Origin of the sequence: Caballeronia insecticola (assembly GCF_000402035.1) — a bacterium.
In the GTDB taxonomy this organism is placed as follows: domain Bacteria; phylum Pseudomonadota; class Gammaproteobacteria; order Burkholderiales; family Burkholderiaceae; genus Caballeronia; species Caballeronia insecticola.
This window is the reverse complement of record NC_021295.1, coordinates 37,229-55,670: the sequence shown is the minus strand read 5'-3', so window position 1 is coordinate 55,670 and position 18,442 is coordinate 37,229. Positions and strand designations below refer to the sequence as shown.

Here is an 18,442-nt window from a genome sequence, read left to right as displayed (position 1 = left end):
TCGCAAAGCGTGCCGAAGATGGCATCGATTGCGCGTCCGGTCATCGGGATCGCCTCTGCGATTCTCTGGAAGTTATCCGATGCCGAGCACGTGCCAAGGTCCTGCGGTTCGGCCAGTCAGCTACCGATCGTTCGATCGAACATCAGTACCGCAACTTCTTTGGCCTTGACATTCTGGATTATACATATTATCTTCCAGCCGGATAGTAAATATTGATCATCTAAACAGACTCGGCCGACACCTTCATCGTTACCAGCCTGTTCACTTCATTGGGATTGCTATGAATGACCGTTTAGACCAAGCCGAGCTAGGGAGCACTGCCCCTGGTGTTTCGGTAAAGCCCGGCACGACGCGTCCAGGCAAAACACGCTGGGTCGGCAAGGCCGTCGCCCTCGCCGTCATTGCCGCGGTCGGCGTGGCGGCCTGGCACCTTCACAAGTCCGGAACGGCGCCTGCTGCCGCGCTTCCACCGACGCCGGTCGCGGTCAGCGCTCCACTGACCCGGGACATCGAAGGGCGGCTCGGGTTTCTCGGTCAGTTTTCGGCTGTCAATCGTGTCGAACTGCGCGCTCAGGTCGGGGGCACGCTCACGCAGATTCACTTCAAGGACGGCGACATCGTGCATAAGGGCGATCTTCTGTTCGAGATCGATCCGGAACCGTACGAGATCAAGTTGAATGAGGCGACTGCGGCACTCGCTTCCGCGAATGCGCGCTCCGCCCTGGCCACGCGCGAGCTCGCGCGCGCTCAGGAATTGCAACGTTCGGATGCCGGCACCGTGCAGAACGTCGATCAGAAGGTAGCTGAACAGCACGCCGCGGAAGCCGCCGTCGATAACGCAAAAGCCCTGATTCGGGACGCGAGGTTCGACCTGGGCCGTTGCAAGATCGTGGCCCCGTTCACCGGCCGCATGGGCACTCACCTCGTGTCGATCGGCAATCTCGTTTCCGGCAGTCGTGCCGGCAGCAGTCCGACGACTTTGCTCGCCACGATCGTTTCGCTCGACCCCATCTACCTCGATTTCGATATGAGCGAGAACGACTTCGCGGCCTTCCAGCGTACGCGCGAGGGACAAACCGGCGCGCTGGCGGATGCGGTGAACATCTCGCCGACGGGTGACGACACCTTCAAGAAGCAGGGAACGCTCAACTTTATCGACAACACCCTTGATCGATCGAGCGGAACGATCCACGCGCGAGCGACGATCCCCAATGCAGATTTCAGTCTGACGCCCGGCGGCTTTGCGCGGGTGCGTCTGGCCACTTCCGCTCCGAAGCCCGCGCTATTGGTGCCGGACGCCGCGGTGCTGGCCGACCAGACGGACCATATGGTCTATGTCCTCGGAAAAGACGATGTGGCAACACCCAAGAAAGTCGAAGTGGGTGACTTGCGTGGCGGATTGCGCGTCATCAAGTCGGGCATCACGGCGAACGACAAGGTCATCATCGATGGCATTCCGGCCGTCAGGCCAGGCGCCAAGGTCGCACCCCACGCGGGCACCATTGAGTTCTCGTCCGAACAGGGCGAGAGCAACGGTGGAGCGAAGTCATGAAACTCACTCACTTCTTTATTGAGCACCCTCGATTTGCGGCGGTGCTCAACATCTTTGCGGTCTTGATAGGCCTGGTGACGATGGTGTCCCTGCCGATCGCCCAGTATCCGAGCATCGTCCCGACGACGATTCAGATCACGACGTCGTATCCGGGAGCGTCGGCAGAAACCATTGCTCGCACGGTGGCGACGCCGCTCGAGCAGTCGATCAACGGCGTCGAGAACATGGATTACATCTCGAGCCAATCGACCGGCAACGGCTCGGTGACGATCACGGTGATCTTCAAGGTCGGTACCGATGCGAACACTGCGCTGACCCTTACGAGCAGACGCGTGGACGATACCTTGTCGCGCTTGCCGGCACCGGTTCAGGCTCAGGGCGTTCAGGTTCGAAAGACGATCCAGGCACTTTTGCTGGGGGTACACGTGTACTCGCCCGACGGATCTCGCAGTCCGGAGTATCTGTCCAACTACATGCTGAAGATTCGCGATCAGATTGCCCGTCTGCCAGGCGTGCAGGATTTTCAGATGTTCGGCGAACGGCAGTATTCCATGCGGATCTGGATCGATCCCGATCGTGCGGCTTCCTACAACATCCGCGCCAGCGAAATCCTGGCGGCCCTTCGCGCGCAGAACGCGCCTGTCTCGGCCGGGGTACTCAATCAACCGCCGATTTCGAGCAAAGGCGCGTATCAGATCAACGTCGAAGCACTCGGGCGACTGACGACGCCGGACGAGTTCAACAACGTCATCGTCAAGTCCGACTCGCAAGGCCGCGTGACGCGTATTCGCGACATCGGCCGCGTGGAGCTCGGCTCTGTCGACTACGGCTCCAAAGCTTATGCGGACCGGTATCCCGGAACGCCATGGTTCGTGATCGCTACCCCCGACGCGAACGTGGTGCAGGTCGAGCACGCGATCTGGGACAAGATGGCGGAGCTCAAGAAGACCTTCCCGCCAGGTGTCGATTACATCAATATCTATGATCCGACAACCTTCGTGGGGCAATCGATCGAAGAAGTGATCGAGACGATCGTGATCGCCATCTTGCTGGTCGTAGGCGTCGTCTACCTGTTCCTGCAGAACTGGCGTTCCACGATCATCCCCGTGATCGCGATTCCAGTTTCGCTGCTGGGCACGTTCACGATTCTTGCGCTGTTCCATGCGTCGATCAACAACTTGTCTCTGTTCGGGTTAGTGCTCGCGGTAGGTATCGTGGTCGACGATGCCATTGTCGTGGTGGAGAACGTCGAGCGGAACATGGCGCTAGGCATGACACCACGCGAGGCGGCGCATCAGACGATGAACGAGGTCTCCACCGCGCTCATTGCCATTGCGCTCACGCTTTGCGCGGTGTTCGGCCCCGCCGCGATGATGGTGGGTATCACCGGCCTCTTCTTCAAACAGTTCGCCATCACCATTGCGGCATCGACCGTCATCTCGTGCTTCGTTTCGCTCACACTGAGCCCGGCGCTCTGCGCCGTGATGCTCAAGCCGCACGACATGGAAAAGACGCACGGCGGAACCACGGCGATCGGACGCATCCACCACGCGATTTTCGGTCGCTTCAACTCGGCGTTCGACTGGCTTTCGAACAAGTATGGGAAGCTGACCTCGCGCATGGTTCGCGCCACGACGGTCATGCTGATCGTCTATGCCGGACTGATCGGCGCCACGGGTCTGCAGATGTCGAGAATGTCCACGGGCTTCATTCCGGAACAGGACATTGGTTACCAGATCATCGTGGTGTTGTTGCCACCGGGGTCGAGTCTTGAACGAACCGACAAGATCGTTCGCCAGGTCAACGATATCGCTTTGAAAACGCCGGGCATCGACCACACCTCGCCTGTGACGGGATTCGACGTCACCACCAATACCATCGCGCCCAACGTCGGAACGGTGTTCACAGGGCTTCCTTCGCTCTACGGAAAGCATGTGAAGGGCGTTACCGCGGCAACGATGCTGGTCAAGCTGCGTGAGCGTCTCGCCGGTATCAAGGATGCCACGGTGATCGTCATCAACCCGCCGGCGGTACAGGGTCTCGGCTCGGCAGGCGGCTTCAAGCTGATGCTCGAAGACCGTGCCGGCCTCGGGCCGCAAGCGCTGGCTCAGGCTGCGAATGCGCTCGTCGCTGCCGCGAACAAGGACAAGACCTTCGGTGGGGTGTTCACGCTCTATAACGCCGGCGCGCCTACCGTGTTCGCAGACATCGATCGCCTGAAGGCGGAGAAAGTCGGACTCACTCCAACCGATGTCTTCTCCACGATGGAGCTCTATCTCGGCTCACAATACGTGAATGACTTCAACTACTTCGGGCGCACGTATCAAGTGCGGGTTCAGGGAGACGAGTCATTCCGTCAGACGCCGGAAGACCTCGGGCGACTGAAGGTGCGCAATGCCGACGGAGAAATGGTGCCCATCAGTTCGGTGGCCAGTTTCAAGGCCACGACCTTGCCGTATCGCGTACCTCGCTACAACCTGTACCCCGCGGCTGAAGTCATGGGCGGAGCCGGACCCGGCTATTCCTCGGGTGAAGCGATGGACCGAATGGAGCAGCTCGCGGAACAGGTGCTGCCTAACGGCATCGCGCTCGAATGGACCGATCTTGCTCACCAGCAGAAAGAGCAGACCATGTCGCCTCTCGTGATCTTCGCGGCATCGGCGTTGTTCGTGTTCCTGGTGCTGGCGGCCCAGTATGAAAGCTGGACGACACCGCTTGCGATCGTGCTCATCGTTCCGATGTGTCTGCTTGCGGCCGCGATCGGCCTCGACATACGCGGAATGCCAATCGACATTCTTGCGCAGATCGGATTCGTGGTGCTTGTCGGGCTCGCCGCCAAGAACGCGATTCTCATCGTCGAGTTCGCAAGGCAACGTCAGCAAGAGGATGGCGTCGGCGCCGAGGACGCGGCTACGCACGCGGCTCATGTCCGGCTGCGTCCGATTCTGATGACGTCGTTTGCATTCATTGCAGGCGTGGCGCCCCTTGCCATTGCCTCGGGTGCGGGCTCGGAAATGCGGCAGTCGCTTGGAACGACCGTCTTCTTCGGGATGATCGGCGTGACCATCTTCGGTCTCGCGTTCACACCCGCGTTCTACGCGGCGGTGCGCAAAATGGCCACGCGAGGCGCCGACTCAACCTCTCCCAAACTTGAAAGCGGAGAAGCCAAATGAGGCACTTTTTCGCTAGAACATCGAAGGCTGTCATCGGTAGTCTGATCATCGGCGCGGCGCTCGCGGGCTGCGCTGTCGGACCCGACTACGTGGCCCCGAAAACGGAAATGGCACCGTTCCATAACACCGAAGCGGTGGCAAACCGGCAAACGACGCTGGCGGCGCCCAAGCTCGATACCTGGTGGACGGGGTTCAATGACCCAATGCTCGAGAAGGTCGTACAGCGGGCATTGGATCAGAACCTGACCTTGCAGGCATCCATTGCGAGAGTCGCACAGGCTCGCGCAGCGGCGCAGGCCGCGGGCGCCGCGTTGCTGCCCACGGTTGATGCCGGCGCATCCTACACGGCGCTGCACCAGAGTACCCAGAGTCCCCTTGGTTCTTTGGCAAGCGCTTTCCCGAACTACAGCCGCGACCAGAAGGAATACACGGTCGGTGCGACAGCCAGCTGGGAAATCGATCTCGCTGGCGGGCTGCGGCGCGCCCGGGCCGCAGCGGGCGCCGAGGAACAAGCGGCCGAGGCGGCTCAGGTAGGCACGCGCATCACGGTCGCCGCGGACGCCGCCGATGCCTACATGCAGATCCGGGGACTCCAGTCGAGACTTCTGGTCGTGCAGGATCAGATCGATACCGACGCGCATCTGCTGGAGCTCGTTCAGGCTCGCAAGAAAGCCGGCGCCGCGACGGAACGCGAAGTCGCGCAGGCGCAGGCGCTGCTCCGGCAAGCGCGGGCCAGCATGCCGGAACTGCGCGTCAACCTCGAGGCCCAGTTGAACCGCCTCGACGTGTTGATGGGTGTGCAACCGGGGACCTACGCGGCCGAACTCAACGCCACGAACCTGGCAGTGATCCCCGACGTGCCGGCAATCGGCACTGGCGATCAGCCGGTCGACGTGTTGCGCCGGCGTCCTGACATCATTGCGGCCGAGCGACATCTGGCGGCGTCCAACGAGGAAATCGGAGTAGCGCTGTCGGACTACTATCCGAAGATCTCGCTATCTGGCGCACTGGGATTCGACAGCATCACCACCAACCATCTGTTCAGCGCGAAAGCGTTCCAACCGATTGGCAGTGGTGCGCTGCGGTGGCGCCTGTTCGATTTCGGCAAGGTCGATGCCGAGGTCAAGAACGCGCGCGGTGCATATGCGGAAGCGTTGGCGCAATACCGGGAGGCGGCCCTCAAGGCAACCGAGGACGTCGAGAACGCCTTCGTCACGCTGTCACAGACGGAGCTCCGTACGCAGGAACTGCAAGAGGAAGTCAATGCGCTGATCCGAGCCCGCGACCTCTCGGAGAAGGCATACCGCGCTGGCTCGATCACGCTGACCGACGTGCTCGACGCGGATCGGCAGCTGCTCCTCTCGCGCGACGAACTCGATGCGTCGAAGGCCGATGCGGCGCGAGCGGCGGTCAGGACGTTCCGTGCGTTGGGCGGTGGCTGGAACGCACCGGTGCAGGTTGCCCAAGCTCAAGCGAACTGACGCATCCGAATCGCTCGAACGTGCCCTTCACCTGCAAAAAGCCACCAACGGATGGCTGGTACGTGGATATGAACATCCCGGACCCGCCATTCAGCCCGTAGCGTCTACGGGCCAGGTGACTGCCACGCTTTCCTCTCTGCCCAAAAAAAGCCCCATCTCGACGTGTCTTCGAGATGGGGCTTTATAGCGATGCAAGAATGCAGCATCGCTGTCTGTTCAGGCTGCGCAACAGCTTACGTAAAACTCTGACTCCGGATCGCGGGCGGCAGCGGATGACGCGATGAGGCGAAAGTCGGCGTCATTGGTGTATTCGGATTGTTGGGCACCCTCGTCCACGCCTTCATCTGTGCAATCGGGTCTGCGCTCTCGATCACATCATATCCCGCGCTGGTCAATCGATACTCGGCGGGCGTGGTGCATTCGGTAACGAGACCCATGTCCTTCAACAGCGCCAGATGCAGCCTGACTTCGGGCCAGCCGAACCCTTCCGCCTTTCCCGCCCCATTTTCAATGTCCTTACAACACTGTGTGGGGCTTGCGTGATTCTGCATGAAAGAAAGTATCGTTGTGAGCAGCTCGACATTCCTACGCATTTCGACCTCCGTGGTTAGGCCAGGGTGCTCTCAGAATATCAGCGTTCCGCCGACGATGCACTTGAACCCTGCCGGAAGCCGCCGTAGATAAGGGAAAACTCCTAGCTTACGCCCGACTTCCACATTAAACGACGCCAAACTGAATCTTCCGGCTTCTCGGCGGCCGCGGCGCCGATCAATCTATCCATTTTATGGGGAACAGCTTCCTGATTCCGGTTAGTAGTCGATCGCGGGCGATTTGCATATAGTTTCTTTAAGCAACTGACATCGAAGCGATTCCGCCTTGTGGGTTTGAATTGATCGATGATCGCTGTGATGTTCGGCTTCAATACTTCCGCGGCCCATGGCGGCATTTCGATTGACGGATCCCCGCTGTTCGGCTCCGGAGAAGCGATACCTTAGTCTAATTGAGAAGGAGGATCGGATGTGGCGTAATCGGAAGCGTCAGCGTAGCAATCTGTCCGCAGCCATCCTCCGGCCTTTCTCGCCACACCAGCTCGATCACACGAACGGTATCAGTCGCCGAATATCGTTTCAGCAATGCATGCTGTAACGACTTGGCACTTATCGTTAAATCATCTGAGGCAAGCATATGTCTAGCGCAAGCAATTTCCGCAAGCTGCACGATAACTCCACTCCTCTCCTGCTTCCGAACGCGTGGGACGCCGGGAGCGCGCGGCTGATCGAGGCGCAAGGTGCGCAAGCCGTCGCAACGACCAGTGCCGGCTTTGCATGGGCGCTCGGCTATCAGGACGGGCGGATTCTCCCGATGGCAGAAGTAACCGGATCCGTACGCCGCATCGTAAGAGTGTTGAAGGTTCCGCTCACGGTCGACGTCGAGCATGGCTATTCCGACAGCCCGGAGGCGGTTGCGAAGAACGTCATGGGACTCGTCGAACTCGGTATCACGGGCATCAACATCGAAGACGGGCGCGACGATGCGTCCCTGCTCGCTGCCAAGATCGAGGCGATCAAGAATGCGGTTTCGAAAGCCGGTGCGGATCTGTTCGTCAATGCGCGCTCTGATGTGTTCCTGGCAAGCCTGGTGGACAAAGCCGCTCGGCCGCACGAGGCCATTGCCCGCGGAAATCTTTATGCGTCCGCGGGCGCAGATGGCCTGTTCCTTCCGGCACTCATGATTCCGTCCGAGATCGAAGAAATCAGCAAGGCAGTCCGGTTGCCGCTCAATGTCATGGCGGTGCCGGGACTCCCGGATGCCGCCACGCTTGGCAAGCTTGGCGTCCGACGACTGAGCGCCGGAGGCGGGGTCTCGCAAGTCGTCCTCGGCAAGGCAAAGGCCCTGGTTCAGGACTTCTTGAAGCACGGCCGATCGGACGTGCTCAATGACAACCCGTTGCCGTATGGCGAGGCGCAGGGCCTTTTCGCCAACTTGCCGGTCAACTAAGCGCGGCGCACCGTCCGGCCGTCATCGCTTGCGCATGGCGCGGAGCACAGGACAACGCGCAACGGGACGGTCCGGATCGACGTGGCGCACGGCTCCAGACGTCGATGTCCATGCAATTGCATGACGATCCAGAACACTTCCGGCGACTTACCGGACGCAACGATATTCCACTCTCAACCGAAAGGAAACGCCGATGTCAAAGTCAATCTCTGCTGCCGATGCGGGTACGTTTGCCATCGGTGGCGACCTGGTCGTCAACCGCTTGGGATTCGGCGCGATGCGCATCACCGGACCCGGCATCTGGGGCGCGCCAGCCAATCACGACACTGCAATTGCGACGCTCAAGCATCTCTCCGAAGTTGACGTCAACTTCATCGATACAGCCGACTCGTACGGACCGTACGACAGCGAGTATCTGATCAAGGAGGCGCTGCATCCTTACAAAGGCATGGTCATCGCGACCAAGGGCGGGCTCACCAGGCCGGGGCCGGATATCTGGTTGCCGCTTGGTCGGCCGGAATATCTCAGGCAATGCGTAGTGACGAGTTTGAGGCGTCTTGGCGTGGAACAGATCGATCTCTGGCAATTGCATCGCGTCGATCCGAAGGTGCCGCGCGACGAACAATTCGAAGCCGTTGCGTCCATGCAAAAGGAGGGTTTGATCCGTCACGTGGGCCTCAGCGAAGTGCCGGTCGATGACATCGAAGCCGCACAGAAGCACTTCAAAGTGGCTACCGTTCAAAATCAGTACAACCTCATCGATAGAAAGAGCGAGGCGGTGCTGGACTATTGCGAGCAGCATGGAATCGGCTTCATCCCGTGGTATCCCCTCGCCGCTGGCGAACTTGCAAGACCGGGCTCGATCGTCAGCACGATCGCCATCGAACACGGCGTGACGACCGGAGCCGTTGCGCTTGCGTGGTTGTTGAGACGCGCCAAGGTCATGATCCCGATTCCGGGAACGGGTAGCGTCGATCACCTCGTCGAAAACGTCGCCGGTGCGAGCGTGAAGTTGACGGATGAACAGTTCGATGAACTGGACCGGCAAGGTCGAAGGATCTCGGCGATCTGAGAACCTGGCTACGCACGGAGATGGCCTCGCAAAGCCGAGCGACCGACGTCACCCGAATGCGCTACCGCGCTGACGGCGTGTCTCAGAGAAATTCCACAAGGAGGACGACAATGCTTCAACTACGCCCAAACTGCGAGTGCTGCGCCAAAGACTTGCCGCCCGCTTCTCACGATGCGCGCATGTGCACATTCGAATGCACATTTTGTTCTGATTGTGCCGATAACGTGCTGAATGGAATCTGCCCGAACTGCGGAGGCGACTTGGTTGCACGTCCGATCCGGCCCGATGCAATGCTCGCTAAACACCCCGCCTCGGTCGAACGCGTCTTCAACGCGAATTGCATGGCCGAGCATGGTGGGGCCGCTCAGCGAAGTTAGATCGGATCTTGTGCTCGCGTTCTTGAGCAGGCTCGCTTGTCCGGTTGAAGATGCATGCGGGCGTTTCTCGCTTCACTGATCGGGAAGCGCTCCTTACGCGACATCCCTCGCGAGATCCAGCAGCCTTCGGTCAAGTCGGATCGACGGAAACATGGCGAACTACTCTGCAAGAGACCACCATGAAAGATGAAAGATATGGTTTGGCGCTGATGCGCACGGCTCGTTACATGACGCGCGTGTATAACCGACATCTCGCCGGCATCTCGCTGACCATCAGCCAGCACGGCATTCTCGAGGCGGTCGGCGGGCGGGGGCCGATTGCCCATCAGGATCTCGCCGATACCTTGGTGATAGAGCGCTCCGCGCTGCAGCGATCGCTCCAGCCGTTGATCCGGGCCGGGTTCATCGAGTCGACCAAGGATCCGGAGCAGAAGAAGCGCCTGCTCTACCGACTGACCGAAGATGGAGCAGGACGTCTGCAAAGCGCGACGGCTTGCGTCAGCGCTGCCGAAGCTGAACTGGACCAGTTGCTCGTGAGATCCGACTTTTCGATTCACGCGTGCGCGACTTTGCCCGCGTTCAAGTCGCTGGTCGAAAACGTCGACGAGGAGATGGCGGCGGAATAGCCCGTGATCGACGCGCAATTCTCGGAAAATGGACGTAAGTTACACCCACGCGTCGAGCGTAAGCGCGTATGGCCACGGTATGCATCATGCCTCGGCCGTTGAATCGGGTAAGACCAGACGTCTTCCGGGCGCCTGACGTTAAGGGTCGGCCAGCATCGTTCGCTGCGTCGCCACCAGAAGACGTTCGAGTCTCCGCGTGGCGTCCACTACGGCTGAGAAGCGGACACACCTCAACTGACGATCGTGTTCGTCGATTACGGCGACCAGCCGCTCGAAGAGCGAGTCCGGGACCATCCAGTCAACCGTCGACTCGGCTCGATCCAGCACGCCAAGCAGCATCGCCTCGGTTTGACGCAGATAGCACGGCTGGAGTTGACCAAAGCCCGCCTCAGTGAGGAAGCTCGTCAGTAACACCGACCGCGCCAACAGCGTTATTTCCCGCTGTCCTCCGTTCTGCGCAAGCACGGCCCGCAACGCGTCTCTCATCCTTCCAATCAATTCGTCAGCATCTTCTCGCGGCATCGGCAGCATCGATGCTTTTGACATGCGTATACGAGGGATGGGATGGTCTTTACCGGGTCTCAAGGCGTTTCAACCCACGCTTCATATCGACAATATAAATGTTATCAGCGAGGCTCTGTTCTTGCAGTTGACCTTAAGGTCTATCTTGATTCCATTTTTAATTTTCCGTCGCATTTAACGCCCTAGCGATTCAGTGCGTCCAGTCGAAGATGCCGAGAGTAAATCACGGGTCTGCGATGAAAACGCGGCGCGACGAGTCATCCTGGCATGCACTTCGAGACTGGTCCATGCACCCCGCTGCCGTTGGTTTCAGGGTGGCACACGGCGCTCGCCTTCTGAGCGCAATGGGACTCCGTGGGGTAGCCCTTACTCTATCGTCAAGCCGTCGCCGGACTCGTCCGGCATCCGGAGGCGTCTGGGCACTTTAGACGCATTGAAAATGCCCCTATAATCTGACGATTTTGAAAACTTTATGATGCGCCCCTAGTTATTTGACGCATCATGGCTGCAATTCTCGCCCAGGACCTGCGAGAATGGGCAATGTGGATTATCATGTTTCACTACAGCCGGTTGCGCTGAGGAGAGTAAATCATGGGGTATTCCCAAGCAGAAAAGGCTGAGTCGCATCAGCGAATTTTAGACGTCGCCTCACGGCGCTTTCGTGAACTCGGTCTCGAAGGTATCAGTGTCGCGGACGTGATGAAAGAAGCGGGAATGACGGTTGGCGGCTTCTACAAGCACTTCGCCACGCGTGACGACCTGGTAGTCGAGGCCATGGGGGCTGCCTGCCAGGAAATGGAAGACTCGGTGCTGACCGCTCAGCCTACGCTCAAGAAGAGCATTCAGGCCTATCTTTCGGAAGACCACCGCGATGACTTTGCCAACGGATGCCCGATCTCGTCGTTGATCAACGATATCGCACGAAGCACCGAAGACGCGCGCGAAGTCTACGCCGAACGACTCGAAGCCAGCCTGGCATCTTTGGAGGGCAAATTGCCCGAGGAAACCGAGGGAAGCAAGCGAGCGAAGGCAATCCTCATATACAGCGCCATGGTTGGCGCTTTGGGCCTGGCTCGCGCCGTCCCGGATCCCAAGCTTTCTCGCCAGATCTTGAACGCCGTCTCTTCGGAGTTGATCGCGCTGTTTGCTTCGCGAAAGAGCGTGACGTCGGCCGCATAGGGATCAGGCGCTTTTTGTCGTGGTTGTTAGTGTAGATACACATATATCCGGGACAATTGCGCGCGGGCTGCGAAGACATTGGTTGGCTGCAGCCTGCGCTCGTCACCCCCGGTCAAATTCCGGCATCCGCAGCCATGTGAATCAATTCCGCGAGTGACGCGGCCTCCATCTTTCGCATCACCTGACCTCGATGTGCCTTGACCGTGATTTCGGTGATGCCGAGATCCTGACCGATGTCGCGGTTCAACTTCCCTTGCATCACCAGAGACATGACCTCGCGTTCACGCCGCGTCAGATCACCGTAGCGCCTTCGTATGCGGGTCTTGCGGCACTCGTTGCGCACCAAAGTCTTACTGCGTTCGACCGCTGACTTGACCGCATCGAGCAGCGCTTCATCGTCGAACGGCTTGGTCAGGAACTCCACGGCGCCTGCCTTCATCGCTCGAACTATCGTTGGCGGGTCTTCGCTGCCGGTCAAAAAGATGATCGGCATGGCCGGCCGGTCGACCACCAGCGCGCTCTGCAACTCGAGGCCGCTCAACCCCGGCATGGCAATGTCAAGAATGACGCAGCCCGGGCCTTGAATGGGAGGATGTTCCAGGAACGAACTCGCGCTGCTGAAGGTCTTGACGTCGAAGCCCTCGTGCCGCATGAAAGGCTCGAGCGACTCGCGTATGGAAATGTCATCGTCGACAATGAAGACCATGGGTGGCAAGACCGTCGGTCGCGCCGATGTCCCGGTGTTTACGTCTGCCGATGTCATGTTCATGATCTTCACCAAGTTGTTGAAATCAATTCCCTTCGCCTCTCTTACCTGCCTCCAGTAACGCGTTGTATAAATCCTCGTCACTGAAAGGTTTGTAAAGACAAGCTACCGCATGCTCGGCAACCACGTCCATGCGATAAATGTTCCGGTCGTTAGCCGTTATGAATATGACCGGGATGAAGATGCCCCTCGCCCTCAGGGTCGATGCCAATTCGGGTCCGCTCATGCCCGGCATCTTGATGTCCAGGATCAGGCACTTCGTCTTTTCCACCGATCCGGACTCAAGGAATTCCTCCGCTGACGCGAATGCGCAAGGCTCGAACCCCATCTCCCACAAGAGATCGGGTAGCGACTCTCGCACCGACTCGTCATCATCGACCACAGATACAAGTAGCCGCTTTTCCATGGAGCAGTCCCATCGCGAGCAGACCGGAGGCGCAGATCGGCGATAAGAAATGCCGAGTCGCCGCTGCGTTGCAGTCATTCAATACGTCGTTCTTTCCGGGAAGCACTGATGAAGATAGCCCGCACTGGTTCTTTCGCCTATCAGACTAAAGTATTGGTTTCGGCCGTTCCGGCTCGACTTCGCTGGCCTCGTTTTCGTTGCTCGACGAAGACTGACACGGAATCGAGAATCCGAACGTCGCTCCGCGTCTTTCGTTCGAGCTCGCCCAAAGATCGCCGCCATGGGCTCGCACGATCCATCGGCTCACCGACAGCCCGATGCCCATGCCATCCTCCTTCGTACTGTAGAAAGGATCAAACAGCTTGTCGATCGCACCGGCTTCGAACCCGACGCCTGAGTCTTGCACCGTGAGATGTGCGCGACCTTCCTTGTAAAGGCTTTCGACGATGACGATTCGCGGCCCCGAACCGTCCGCCATCTTGATGGCATCGATCGCGTTCCGTACGAGATTCATGAGGACTTGCTGCAGCTGAATCCTGTCTCCCTTGACCAGCGGGATTTGACGGTCGTGCAGTTCCCTCACCAGAATTCGATTCTTGCGAACCTCGCTCTGGATGAGTTCGATCACTTCATGTGTCGCGGAGCGAAGATCCCACCAGCTCGCGTTGATTTCCTTGTGACTGAACAATTCTCTCAACCGGCAAATCACTGCGGCCGCCCGCTTTCCGTCACGTATGGTTCGCCTTGCCGTCTCTACCGCGCCATCCACGTTCGGCGGCACGCTGCTCAACATTCGCAGACACGTGTTGGCGTTTGTGAGGATGCCCGCCAGCGGCTGGTTCACCTCATGCGCTATGGACGCTGTAAGCACTCCCAGGCTGCTGGCCCTGACCGCTTGCGCGAGTTCCACGCGCGCTTGCGTGAGCGCTTCGGTTGCAAGGTGCTGCTCGGTTACGTCCTGAACCGTGCCGATGTATTCGATTTTCCCGGTCGGACCCGTCGTATCGTAAATGCAGTAGTGCAAGTACTTGGTCGATCCGTCCGGCATGAGAATTCGAAGTTTCTCCTCGAAATTCTTCCCTCCGCGTTTTTTCTGACTGATTCCATCGAAGACGAAAGGTTTGTCGTCAGGATGCACGCGTCCTTCGATCATGGATCTGTCGACCCGCGTTCCAGGTTCGAATCCAAAGATGCTGTACAACTGGTCACACAGCGTCACGGAGTTCGAACCCGCATGCCAGGAGAAAATCCCTAATCCGGTGAGCCGTTGCGCCTCTGCCAACAACGCTTCGCTGCGTCGCACACACTCTTCGGCAAGCTTGCGATCATGGATGTTGATACTGGTGAGATACCATCGCTTGATTACGCCGACCTCATCGCGCATCGCGCTCGCTCTCAACCAGAACCAGCGGTAATCACCGTCCTTTCCCCTGAATCGCACTTCGGTTCCGACATCGTCTTGCTCCGCCATGCTGAGCACGGTGCGCCAATGTTGGGTAACGCGTTGCAGATCATCATGGTGGAGCGCGCTCATCCATCCCCAGCCACCACTCTGGGCGGGCGTAAGCTCAGTGTATTTGTACCACTGGTCATTGAAGAAATCGGCGTCGCCCGTTGTCCGGCATGACCAGATCAGCATGGGAATCGTGTTGACGATAAGACTCAGCCGCTTCTCACTGGCGGCCCAGTTCTCTTCGGCACGCTTTCTGTCCTCGATGTCGGTCCCCGCGCCATACCAGCGCACGATTTCTCCCGAGGCATCGTGAAATGGCTCGATACGCAGCAGGAACCATCGATAGATCCCGTCATGGCGGCGGATTCTAACTTCGGCTTCGCTCGGTTGCCCGGAATGGAGAGACTCGCGCCACTTCTCCATGCGGTGCGCCAGGTCGTGGGGATGCATGGCCTTTTGCCAGCCCCATTGCCGCGATTGCGCGGCGCTCATGCCGGTATATTCGCTGTGGAACCTGTTTAGAAATTCACATGTGCCGTCGGGAAAACTGCTCCACGCCATGATCGGCACCAGGTCGAACATTTGCCGCAGGCGCTGGTCCCCGCGCCCCTTCACGTACCGGTTGCGCGCCGGGACGGGAGCCATGTTCCGCCGGCCATGAAACTGATCGACGAGCAGACCTTCCTTGGCCGCCAGCGCAACCGAGCTTGTGCCGCCCCGCGCCACCGCCCGGGCAAAGCTCACGCGCGCCGACCGATGACTCAACTCGTCGCGGATATCCTTCTCTATTTTTCGTGCGGTGAGTCGAAACGCGAGCACTTCGGTCGCGTCACGCGCATGCTGCGATCCGGCGTCGACGACGAATACACCTCGCATTGCGCCGATGTTCAGTTTCGCCTGGAAAATACGCGAAATGACTTCGCCGCGGGGGTTGCGCGCCGGGTACGCTGAAGCGTCCTCCGTCTCCAGGAAGTCGACGAAAGATTGTCGTTCGCCGGTCGCGGCAACACGATCGCCCTCTGTTCCGTGCTCCACGATCTCGATGAACCGACCACCTGAGGCGTTCTCTACTCGGAGCGCTACCAGATCGACCTTGAATGCTTCGATCAGACACCGGAACAATGTCCGAAGGGCATCGGCCATATCCCCGCCTGGATGCGGACTCGACGGAAGAAGCATCTCCGCCAGCTGATCGAGACGATCTGCTGATCTGACGTCAGGATTGAGGCGCGGCTCTCCCGAGGATTCGCCACCAAGCCGGGGTTCATCCCGAAGCGTGAACGCGGTCTCCGGCCGACGGGTCTCGACCGATTGCATGGCTACCTCTCTGTTTGTGCGTCGCGACATTTCAAATTCCTTCCGGAAATGTGTCCGACCATCCCTGCGATACGATTACGATGGCTGTGCCGCCGTCCGTAGCATGTTTGCTCCCTCGCTCAACTGGCTCAGAGGATCGCCTGTTCTTACCGGCCGATCCGTCTGAAAATTCGCAGGCGCATCGGGGAGTACCAACCGACATGGTTTTCCCGCGCTTAGAACGCATTGGCAGCTTGCAAAACCATCTTACGCCAACAGAATCAAGATAACAGCTATCCTCTACTCGTAAGAATACGCTCCGCTTATGCTTTTGGTTTTGCTCCATACTCGGTAGAATAGTCCGAATAGACGATAGATGCCGAGCTTTCCCGCCTTATCGTTTCGATGGGCAACACAAGAAAAGAATCGGTCGTCACGCATGCAAGCGGGCGGCTCTCCGTACGGTTTCGAATCAATACTGTAAGTATTGTCGAAACACCCCTTTATTTCCTTGTGATCCGCTGAAAGCTTCTTAATTGTGAGCTTAGATGCAAGATGAAGGTCATAGGGGTGCTGCTATTCGATGCAGGCGGTCGGACTAAAGCTCGCCGAGGCGCGTGAGGCTCCTTGAGATGCCTCCTCCGAAACGTTGTCACGGCTGTTTGCCTATTGAGATGCCGGATGAAGATCGGTGAATTCGAAATCTTGCGCGAGACGCGTCAAGTGCTGCGCCGCGGCGAGAGGTTGCCCATCAGTAGTTCCGGGTTCGATCTCCTGCAGTTGCTTCTCGATGCAAATGGCGAACTGGTTTCGACCGAAGAGATACTCGGCAAGGTATGGCCCTGCACGGTCGTCGACAAGAACAACATCCAGGTCCACGTCTCCAAGCTCCGTCGAATGCTCGGCGAGCATCGCGACCTGATTCAGACCGTCTCCGGTCGCGGCTATCGAATCTCGATGCAACCTTACGCCTTGAACGAGCGTTCATCTTCGGGCATGCCTTCAACCGGAGCCGATCTTACACAAACCGGCTTCGTGCTTCCCGGGGTGCAGGGTCGGCTTTTTGGTCGCGAACGGTGCATCGGCCGGCTGCTCGATGCCTTCGATCGAGATGAGTTGCTTGTCACGCTTGCCGGGCCGGGAGGGGTGGGAAAGTCGCGACTGGCAATCGAAACCGCGGGCAAACTTGTCCATGATCGCGGTGTTCAAGTGGCCCATGTCTCACTCGCTGACGCCTCCACTCAAAAGAGTGCATATGATCTCATCGGCGCGGCACTCGAAACGCTCGGTTCGGCCGCACTGCTCAAACGCACGGACAATGGGCCCGATAAAATCCTGATACTCGATGATTGCGATCGATCTCACGATGCGGCGCTTCAGGCAATCCGTGACAGCAGCACGTTCAGGCACGAGACTCGCACCGCACTCCTCCTCACGACGCGTGCGCCTCTCAATGCGTCGATGGAAACAGTCATCCGGGTACCCGCCCTTTCAGCCTCGGCTTCGAACGGCGAACCGAACGACGCGGTCGAGATGTTCATCTCGCGAGTGCAGACGCTGTCGCCAGATAGCGAAATCGGCGACGACTTCGCCACCAAGGCGCACACGATCGTGACGGAGATGGACGGCCTTCCGCTCGCCATCGAACTCGCTGCTCGTTACACTGCGATGCTCGGCATCGATTCCGTCTGCTATCTACTGGAGCGCGACATCCCCCTTCCGTCCCACGGGGTCCGGCGCATGGTCGAAAGCCGCCATGGCTCGCTCGACTCGACGTTCCTGTGGACCTGGGTCGAACCCAGCCACGCCGACCGTGATGTATTAATGAAATTCATCGACGCGGAAGCGGATGCGCTTCGGCTTCAGGAAATAGTCGATGCAACCAGGCGCTCTCTTGAAGTCGTGATCGCGGCGCTGGACCGGCTTGTAGATAGATGCCTGCTTCTTCGATCGCTCCATGGCGCCACCGTGACATATCGCATGCCACGCACCGTCAAGCGCTTCTTGCGCCATCGAGGCGTATTGCCGCCCGCAGATGCCCCAAAGCGCGACGCTCGCTAGACTTCACGAGCGAGCCCCCGCTTTTTTTCGCGTTCGCTCGCTTCTGGCGATGACTCTCCACAGTCGACAACCCTCGCGGCACGCGCTGGCCGCCAAAACCAGTCACAAGCAATTTTCAAAGCCCGACCACCTTGAACAGAGGCGTTCACGGAAGTCCTTCCTGAGCGCGGGAACATTTCGCCACTCGTGACGCGCCAGCCATCGCGTGACACGCGATCGTCAGATGGATGTCGATCGCCCTCCAGATGTCAATTCTTCACTGCGTGTCGCATCGAAAAGCTGGAAATCGCACGAGCGCGGTATCACGTCAGCCGTATTTTAAAAAGTTAGCTAAGAAAGCTGAAAATCCTTAAAATTCGATGCTGTCGTTATCGCGCTGCGAAACGGCCAGATATGCCATCTCGGCGCGCCGTCTCGCACCAGATCCGTGCGGCCCCCATGTATCTGCGCGATGACAGAAGCGCGGTCTCGATCAAGGAC

The 18,442-nt window shown here is 58.9% G+C and carries 14 protein-coding genes; 9 read left to right on the top strand and 5 right to left on the bottom strand.

Translation table 11 applies throughout. The annotated features are described in order from the left end of the window. Positions 1-280 precede the first annotated feature (280 nt). From BRPE64_RS30705 to BRPE64_RS30695, 3 genes are read left to right on the top strand one after another with little or no spacing between them, the layout of a single operon-like run. Complete coding sequence (locus tag BRPE64_RS30705) at positions 281-1,552, top strand: efflux RND transporter periplasmic adaptor subunit (protein WP_016355570.1); 1,272 nt, start codon at positions 281-283, stop codon at positions 1,550-1,552. Continuing rightward, positions 1,549-4,725, top strand: a complete 3,177-nt coding sequence (locus tag BRPE64_RS30700) for an efflux RND transporter permease subunit (RefSeq protein ID WP_016355569.1) — start codon at positions 1,549-1,551, stop codon at positions 4,723-4,725. The genes BRPE64_RS30705 and BRPE64_RS30700 overlap by 4 nt, the downstream gene beginning before the upstream one ends. Beyond that, entirely contained in the window at positions 4,722-6,206 is a 1,485-nt protein-coding gene (locus tag BRPE64_RS30695) for an efflux transporter outer membrane subunit (protein ID WP_016355568.1), read from the top strand. The genes BRPE64_RS30700 and BRPE64_RS30695 overlap by 4 nt, the downstream gene beginning before the upstream one ends. A gap of 233 nt (positions 6,207-6,439) precedes the next feature. Here BRPE64_RS30695 and BRPE64_RS30690 read toward each other — a convergent pair whose 3' ends face one another. After that, positions 6,440-6,757: a hypothetical protein gene (locus tag BRPE64_RS30690; RefSeq protein ID WP_016355567.1), complete on the bottom strand. Its 318-nt coding sequence runs from the start codon at positions 6,755-6,757 to the stop codon at positions 6,440-6,442. A 634-nt stretch (positions 6,758-7,391) separates the two neighbouring features. Between BRPE64_RS30690 and BRPE64_RS30685 the strand changes: the two genes are divergently transcribed. From BRPE64_RS30685 to BRPE64_RS30675, 4 genes are all read left to right on the top strand, one after another. Further along, positions 7,392-8,204, top strand: coding sequence for an isocitrate lyase/PEP mutase family protein (locus tag BRPE64_RS30685; protein WP_016355564.1), 813 nt, complete (start codon positions 7,392-7,394; stop codon positions 8,202-8,204). A gap of 193 nt (positions 8,205-8,397) precedes the next feature. Continuing rightward, complete coding sequence (locus BRPE64_RS30680; protein ID WP_016355563.1) at positions 8,398-9,276, top strand: aldo/keto reductase; 879 nt, start codon at positions 8,398-8,400, stop codon at positions 9,274-9,276. Positions 9,277-9,386: 110 nt separating this feature from the next. Beyond that, entirely contained in the window at positions 9,387-9,653 is a 267-nt protein-coding gene (locus tag BRPE64_RS32595) for a DUF1272 domain-containing protein (RefSeq protein ID WP_084675912.1), read from the top strand. A 179-nt stretch (positions 9,654-9,832) separates the two neighbouring features. After that, positions 9,833-10,279 (top strand): MarR family winged helix-turn-helix transcriptional regulator, encoded by a 447-nt coding sequence (locus BRPE64_RS30675; protein WP_160167952.1) that lies wholly within the window; start codon positions 9,833-9,835, stop codon positions 10,277-10,279. 138 nt (positions 10,280-10,417) lie between these two features. Here the strand turns inward: BRPE64_RS30675 and BRPE64_RS30670 are convergent, their stop codons facing one another. After that, positions 10,418-10,825 (bottom strand): hypothetical protein, encoded by a 408-nt coding sequence (locus tag BRPE64_RS30670; protein ID WP_016355560.1) that lies wholly within the window; start codon positions 10,823-10,825, stop codon positions 10,418-10,420. Between the two features lie 567 nt (positions 10,826-11,392). On the opposite strand from BRPE64_RS30670, the gene BRPE64_RS30665 reads away from it, so the two are divergent. Continuing rightward, on the top strand, positions 11,393-11,980 hold the full coding sequence (locus BRPE64_RS30665) for a TetR/AcrR family transcriptional regulator (protein ID WP_016355559.1): 588 nt from the start codon (positions 11,393-11,395) through the stop codon (positions 11,978-11,980). A gap of 112 nt (positions 11,981-12,092) precedes the next feature. Here the strand turns inward: BRPE64_RS30665 and BRPE64_RS30660 are convergent, their stop codons facing one another. The 3 genes from BRPE64_RS30660 to BRPE64_RS30650 form a co-directional block, all read right to left on the bottom strand. After that, positions 12,093-12,743, bottom strand: coding sequence for a response regulator transcription factor (locus BRPE64_RS30660; protein WP_051180637.1), 651 nt, complete (start codon positions 12,741-12,743; stop codon positions 12,093-12,095). Positions 12,744-12,771: 28 nt separating this feature from the next. Beyond that, positions 12,772-13,152, bottom strand: a complete 381-nt coding sequence (locus BRPE64_RS30655; RefSeq protein ID WP_044044025.1) for a response regulator — start codon at positions 13,150-13,152, stop codon at positions 12,772-12,774. Positions 13,153-13,297: 145 nt separating this feature from the next. Beyond that, positions 13,298-15,922, bottom strand: a complete 2,625-nt coding sequence (locus BRPE64_RS30650; protein WP_016355556.1) for a PAS domain-containing sensor histidine kinase — start codon at positions 15,920-15,922, stop codon at positions 13,298-13,300. A 660-nt stretch (positions 15,923-16,582) separates the two neighbouring features. On the opposite strand from BRPE64_RS30650, the gene BRPE64_RS30645 reads away from it, so the two are divergent. Next, entirely contained in the window at positions 16,583-17,962 is a 1,380-nt protein-coding gene (locus tag BRPE64_RS30645) for a winged helix-turn-helix domain-containing protein (RefSeq protein ID WP_016355554.1), read from the top strand. The last annotated feature ends 480 nt before the right edge of the window (positions 17,963-18,442 follow it).

Coding starts and splice junctions, on each gene's coding strand:
- BRPE64_RS32595 (WP_084675912.1), top strand. CDS start 9,387: ATGCTTCAACTACGCCCAAACTGCGAGTGCTGCGCCAAAGACTTGCCG.
- BRPE64_RS30695 (WP_016355568.1), top strand. CDS start 4,722: ATGAGGCACTTTTTCGCTAGAACATCGAAGGCTGTCATCGGTAGTCTG.
- BRPE64_RS30670 (WP_016355560.1), bottom strand. CDS start 10,825: ATGTCAAAAGCATCGATGCTGCCGATGCCGCGAGAAGATGCTGACGAA.
- BRPE64_RS30655 (WP_044044025.1), bottom strand. CDS start 13,152: ATGGAAAAGCGGCTACTTGTATCTGTGGTCGATGATGACGAGTCGGTG.
- BRPE64_RS30645 (WP_016355554.1), top strand. CDS start 16,583: ATGAAGATCGGTGAATTCGAAATCTTGCGCGAGACGCGTCAAGTGCTG.
- BRPE64_RS30690 (WP_016355567.1), bottom strand. CDS start 6,757: ATGCAGAATCACGCAAGCCCCACACAGTGTTGTAAGGACATTGAAAAT.
- BRPE64_RS30675 (WP_160167952.1), top strand. CDS start 9,833: ATGAAAGATGAAAGATATGGTTTGGCGCTGATGCGCACGGCTCGTTAC.
- BRPE64_RS30650 (WP_016355556.1), bottom strand. CDS start 15,922: ATGCAATCGGTCGAGACCCGTCGGCCGGAGACCGCGTTCACGCTTCGG.
- BRPE64_RS30700 (WP_016355569.1), top strand. CDS start 1,549: ATGAAACTCACTCACTTCTTTATTGAGCACCCTCGATTTGCGGCGGTG.
- BRPE64_RS30705 (WP_016355570.1), top strand. CDS start 281: ATGAATGACCGTTTAGACCAAGCCGAGCTAGGGAGCACTGCCCCTGGT.
- BRPE64_RS30680 (WP_016355563.1), top strand. CDS start 8,398: ATGTCAAAGTCAATCTCTGCTGCCGATGCGGGTACGTTTGCCATCGGT.
- BRPE64_RS30660 (WP_051180637.1), bottom strand. CDS start 12,743: ATGACATCGGCAGACGTAAACACCGGGACATCGGCGCGACCGACGGTC.
- BRPE64_RS30665 (WP_016355559.1), top strand. CDS start 11,393: ATGGGGTATTCCCAAGCAGAAAAGGCTGAGTCGCATCAGCGAATTTTA.
- BRPE64_RS30685 (WP_016355564.1), top strand. CDS start 7,392: ATGTCTAGCGCAAGCAATTTCCGCAAGCTGCACGATAACTCCACTCCT.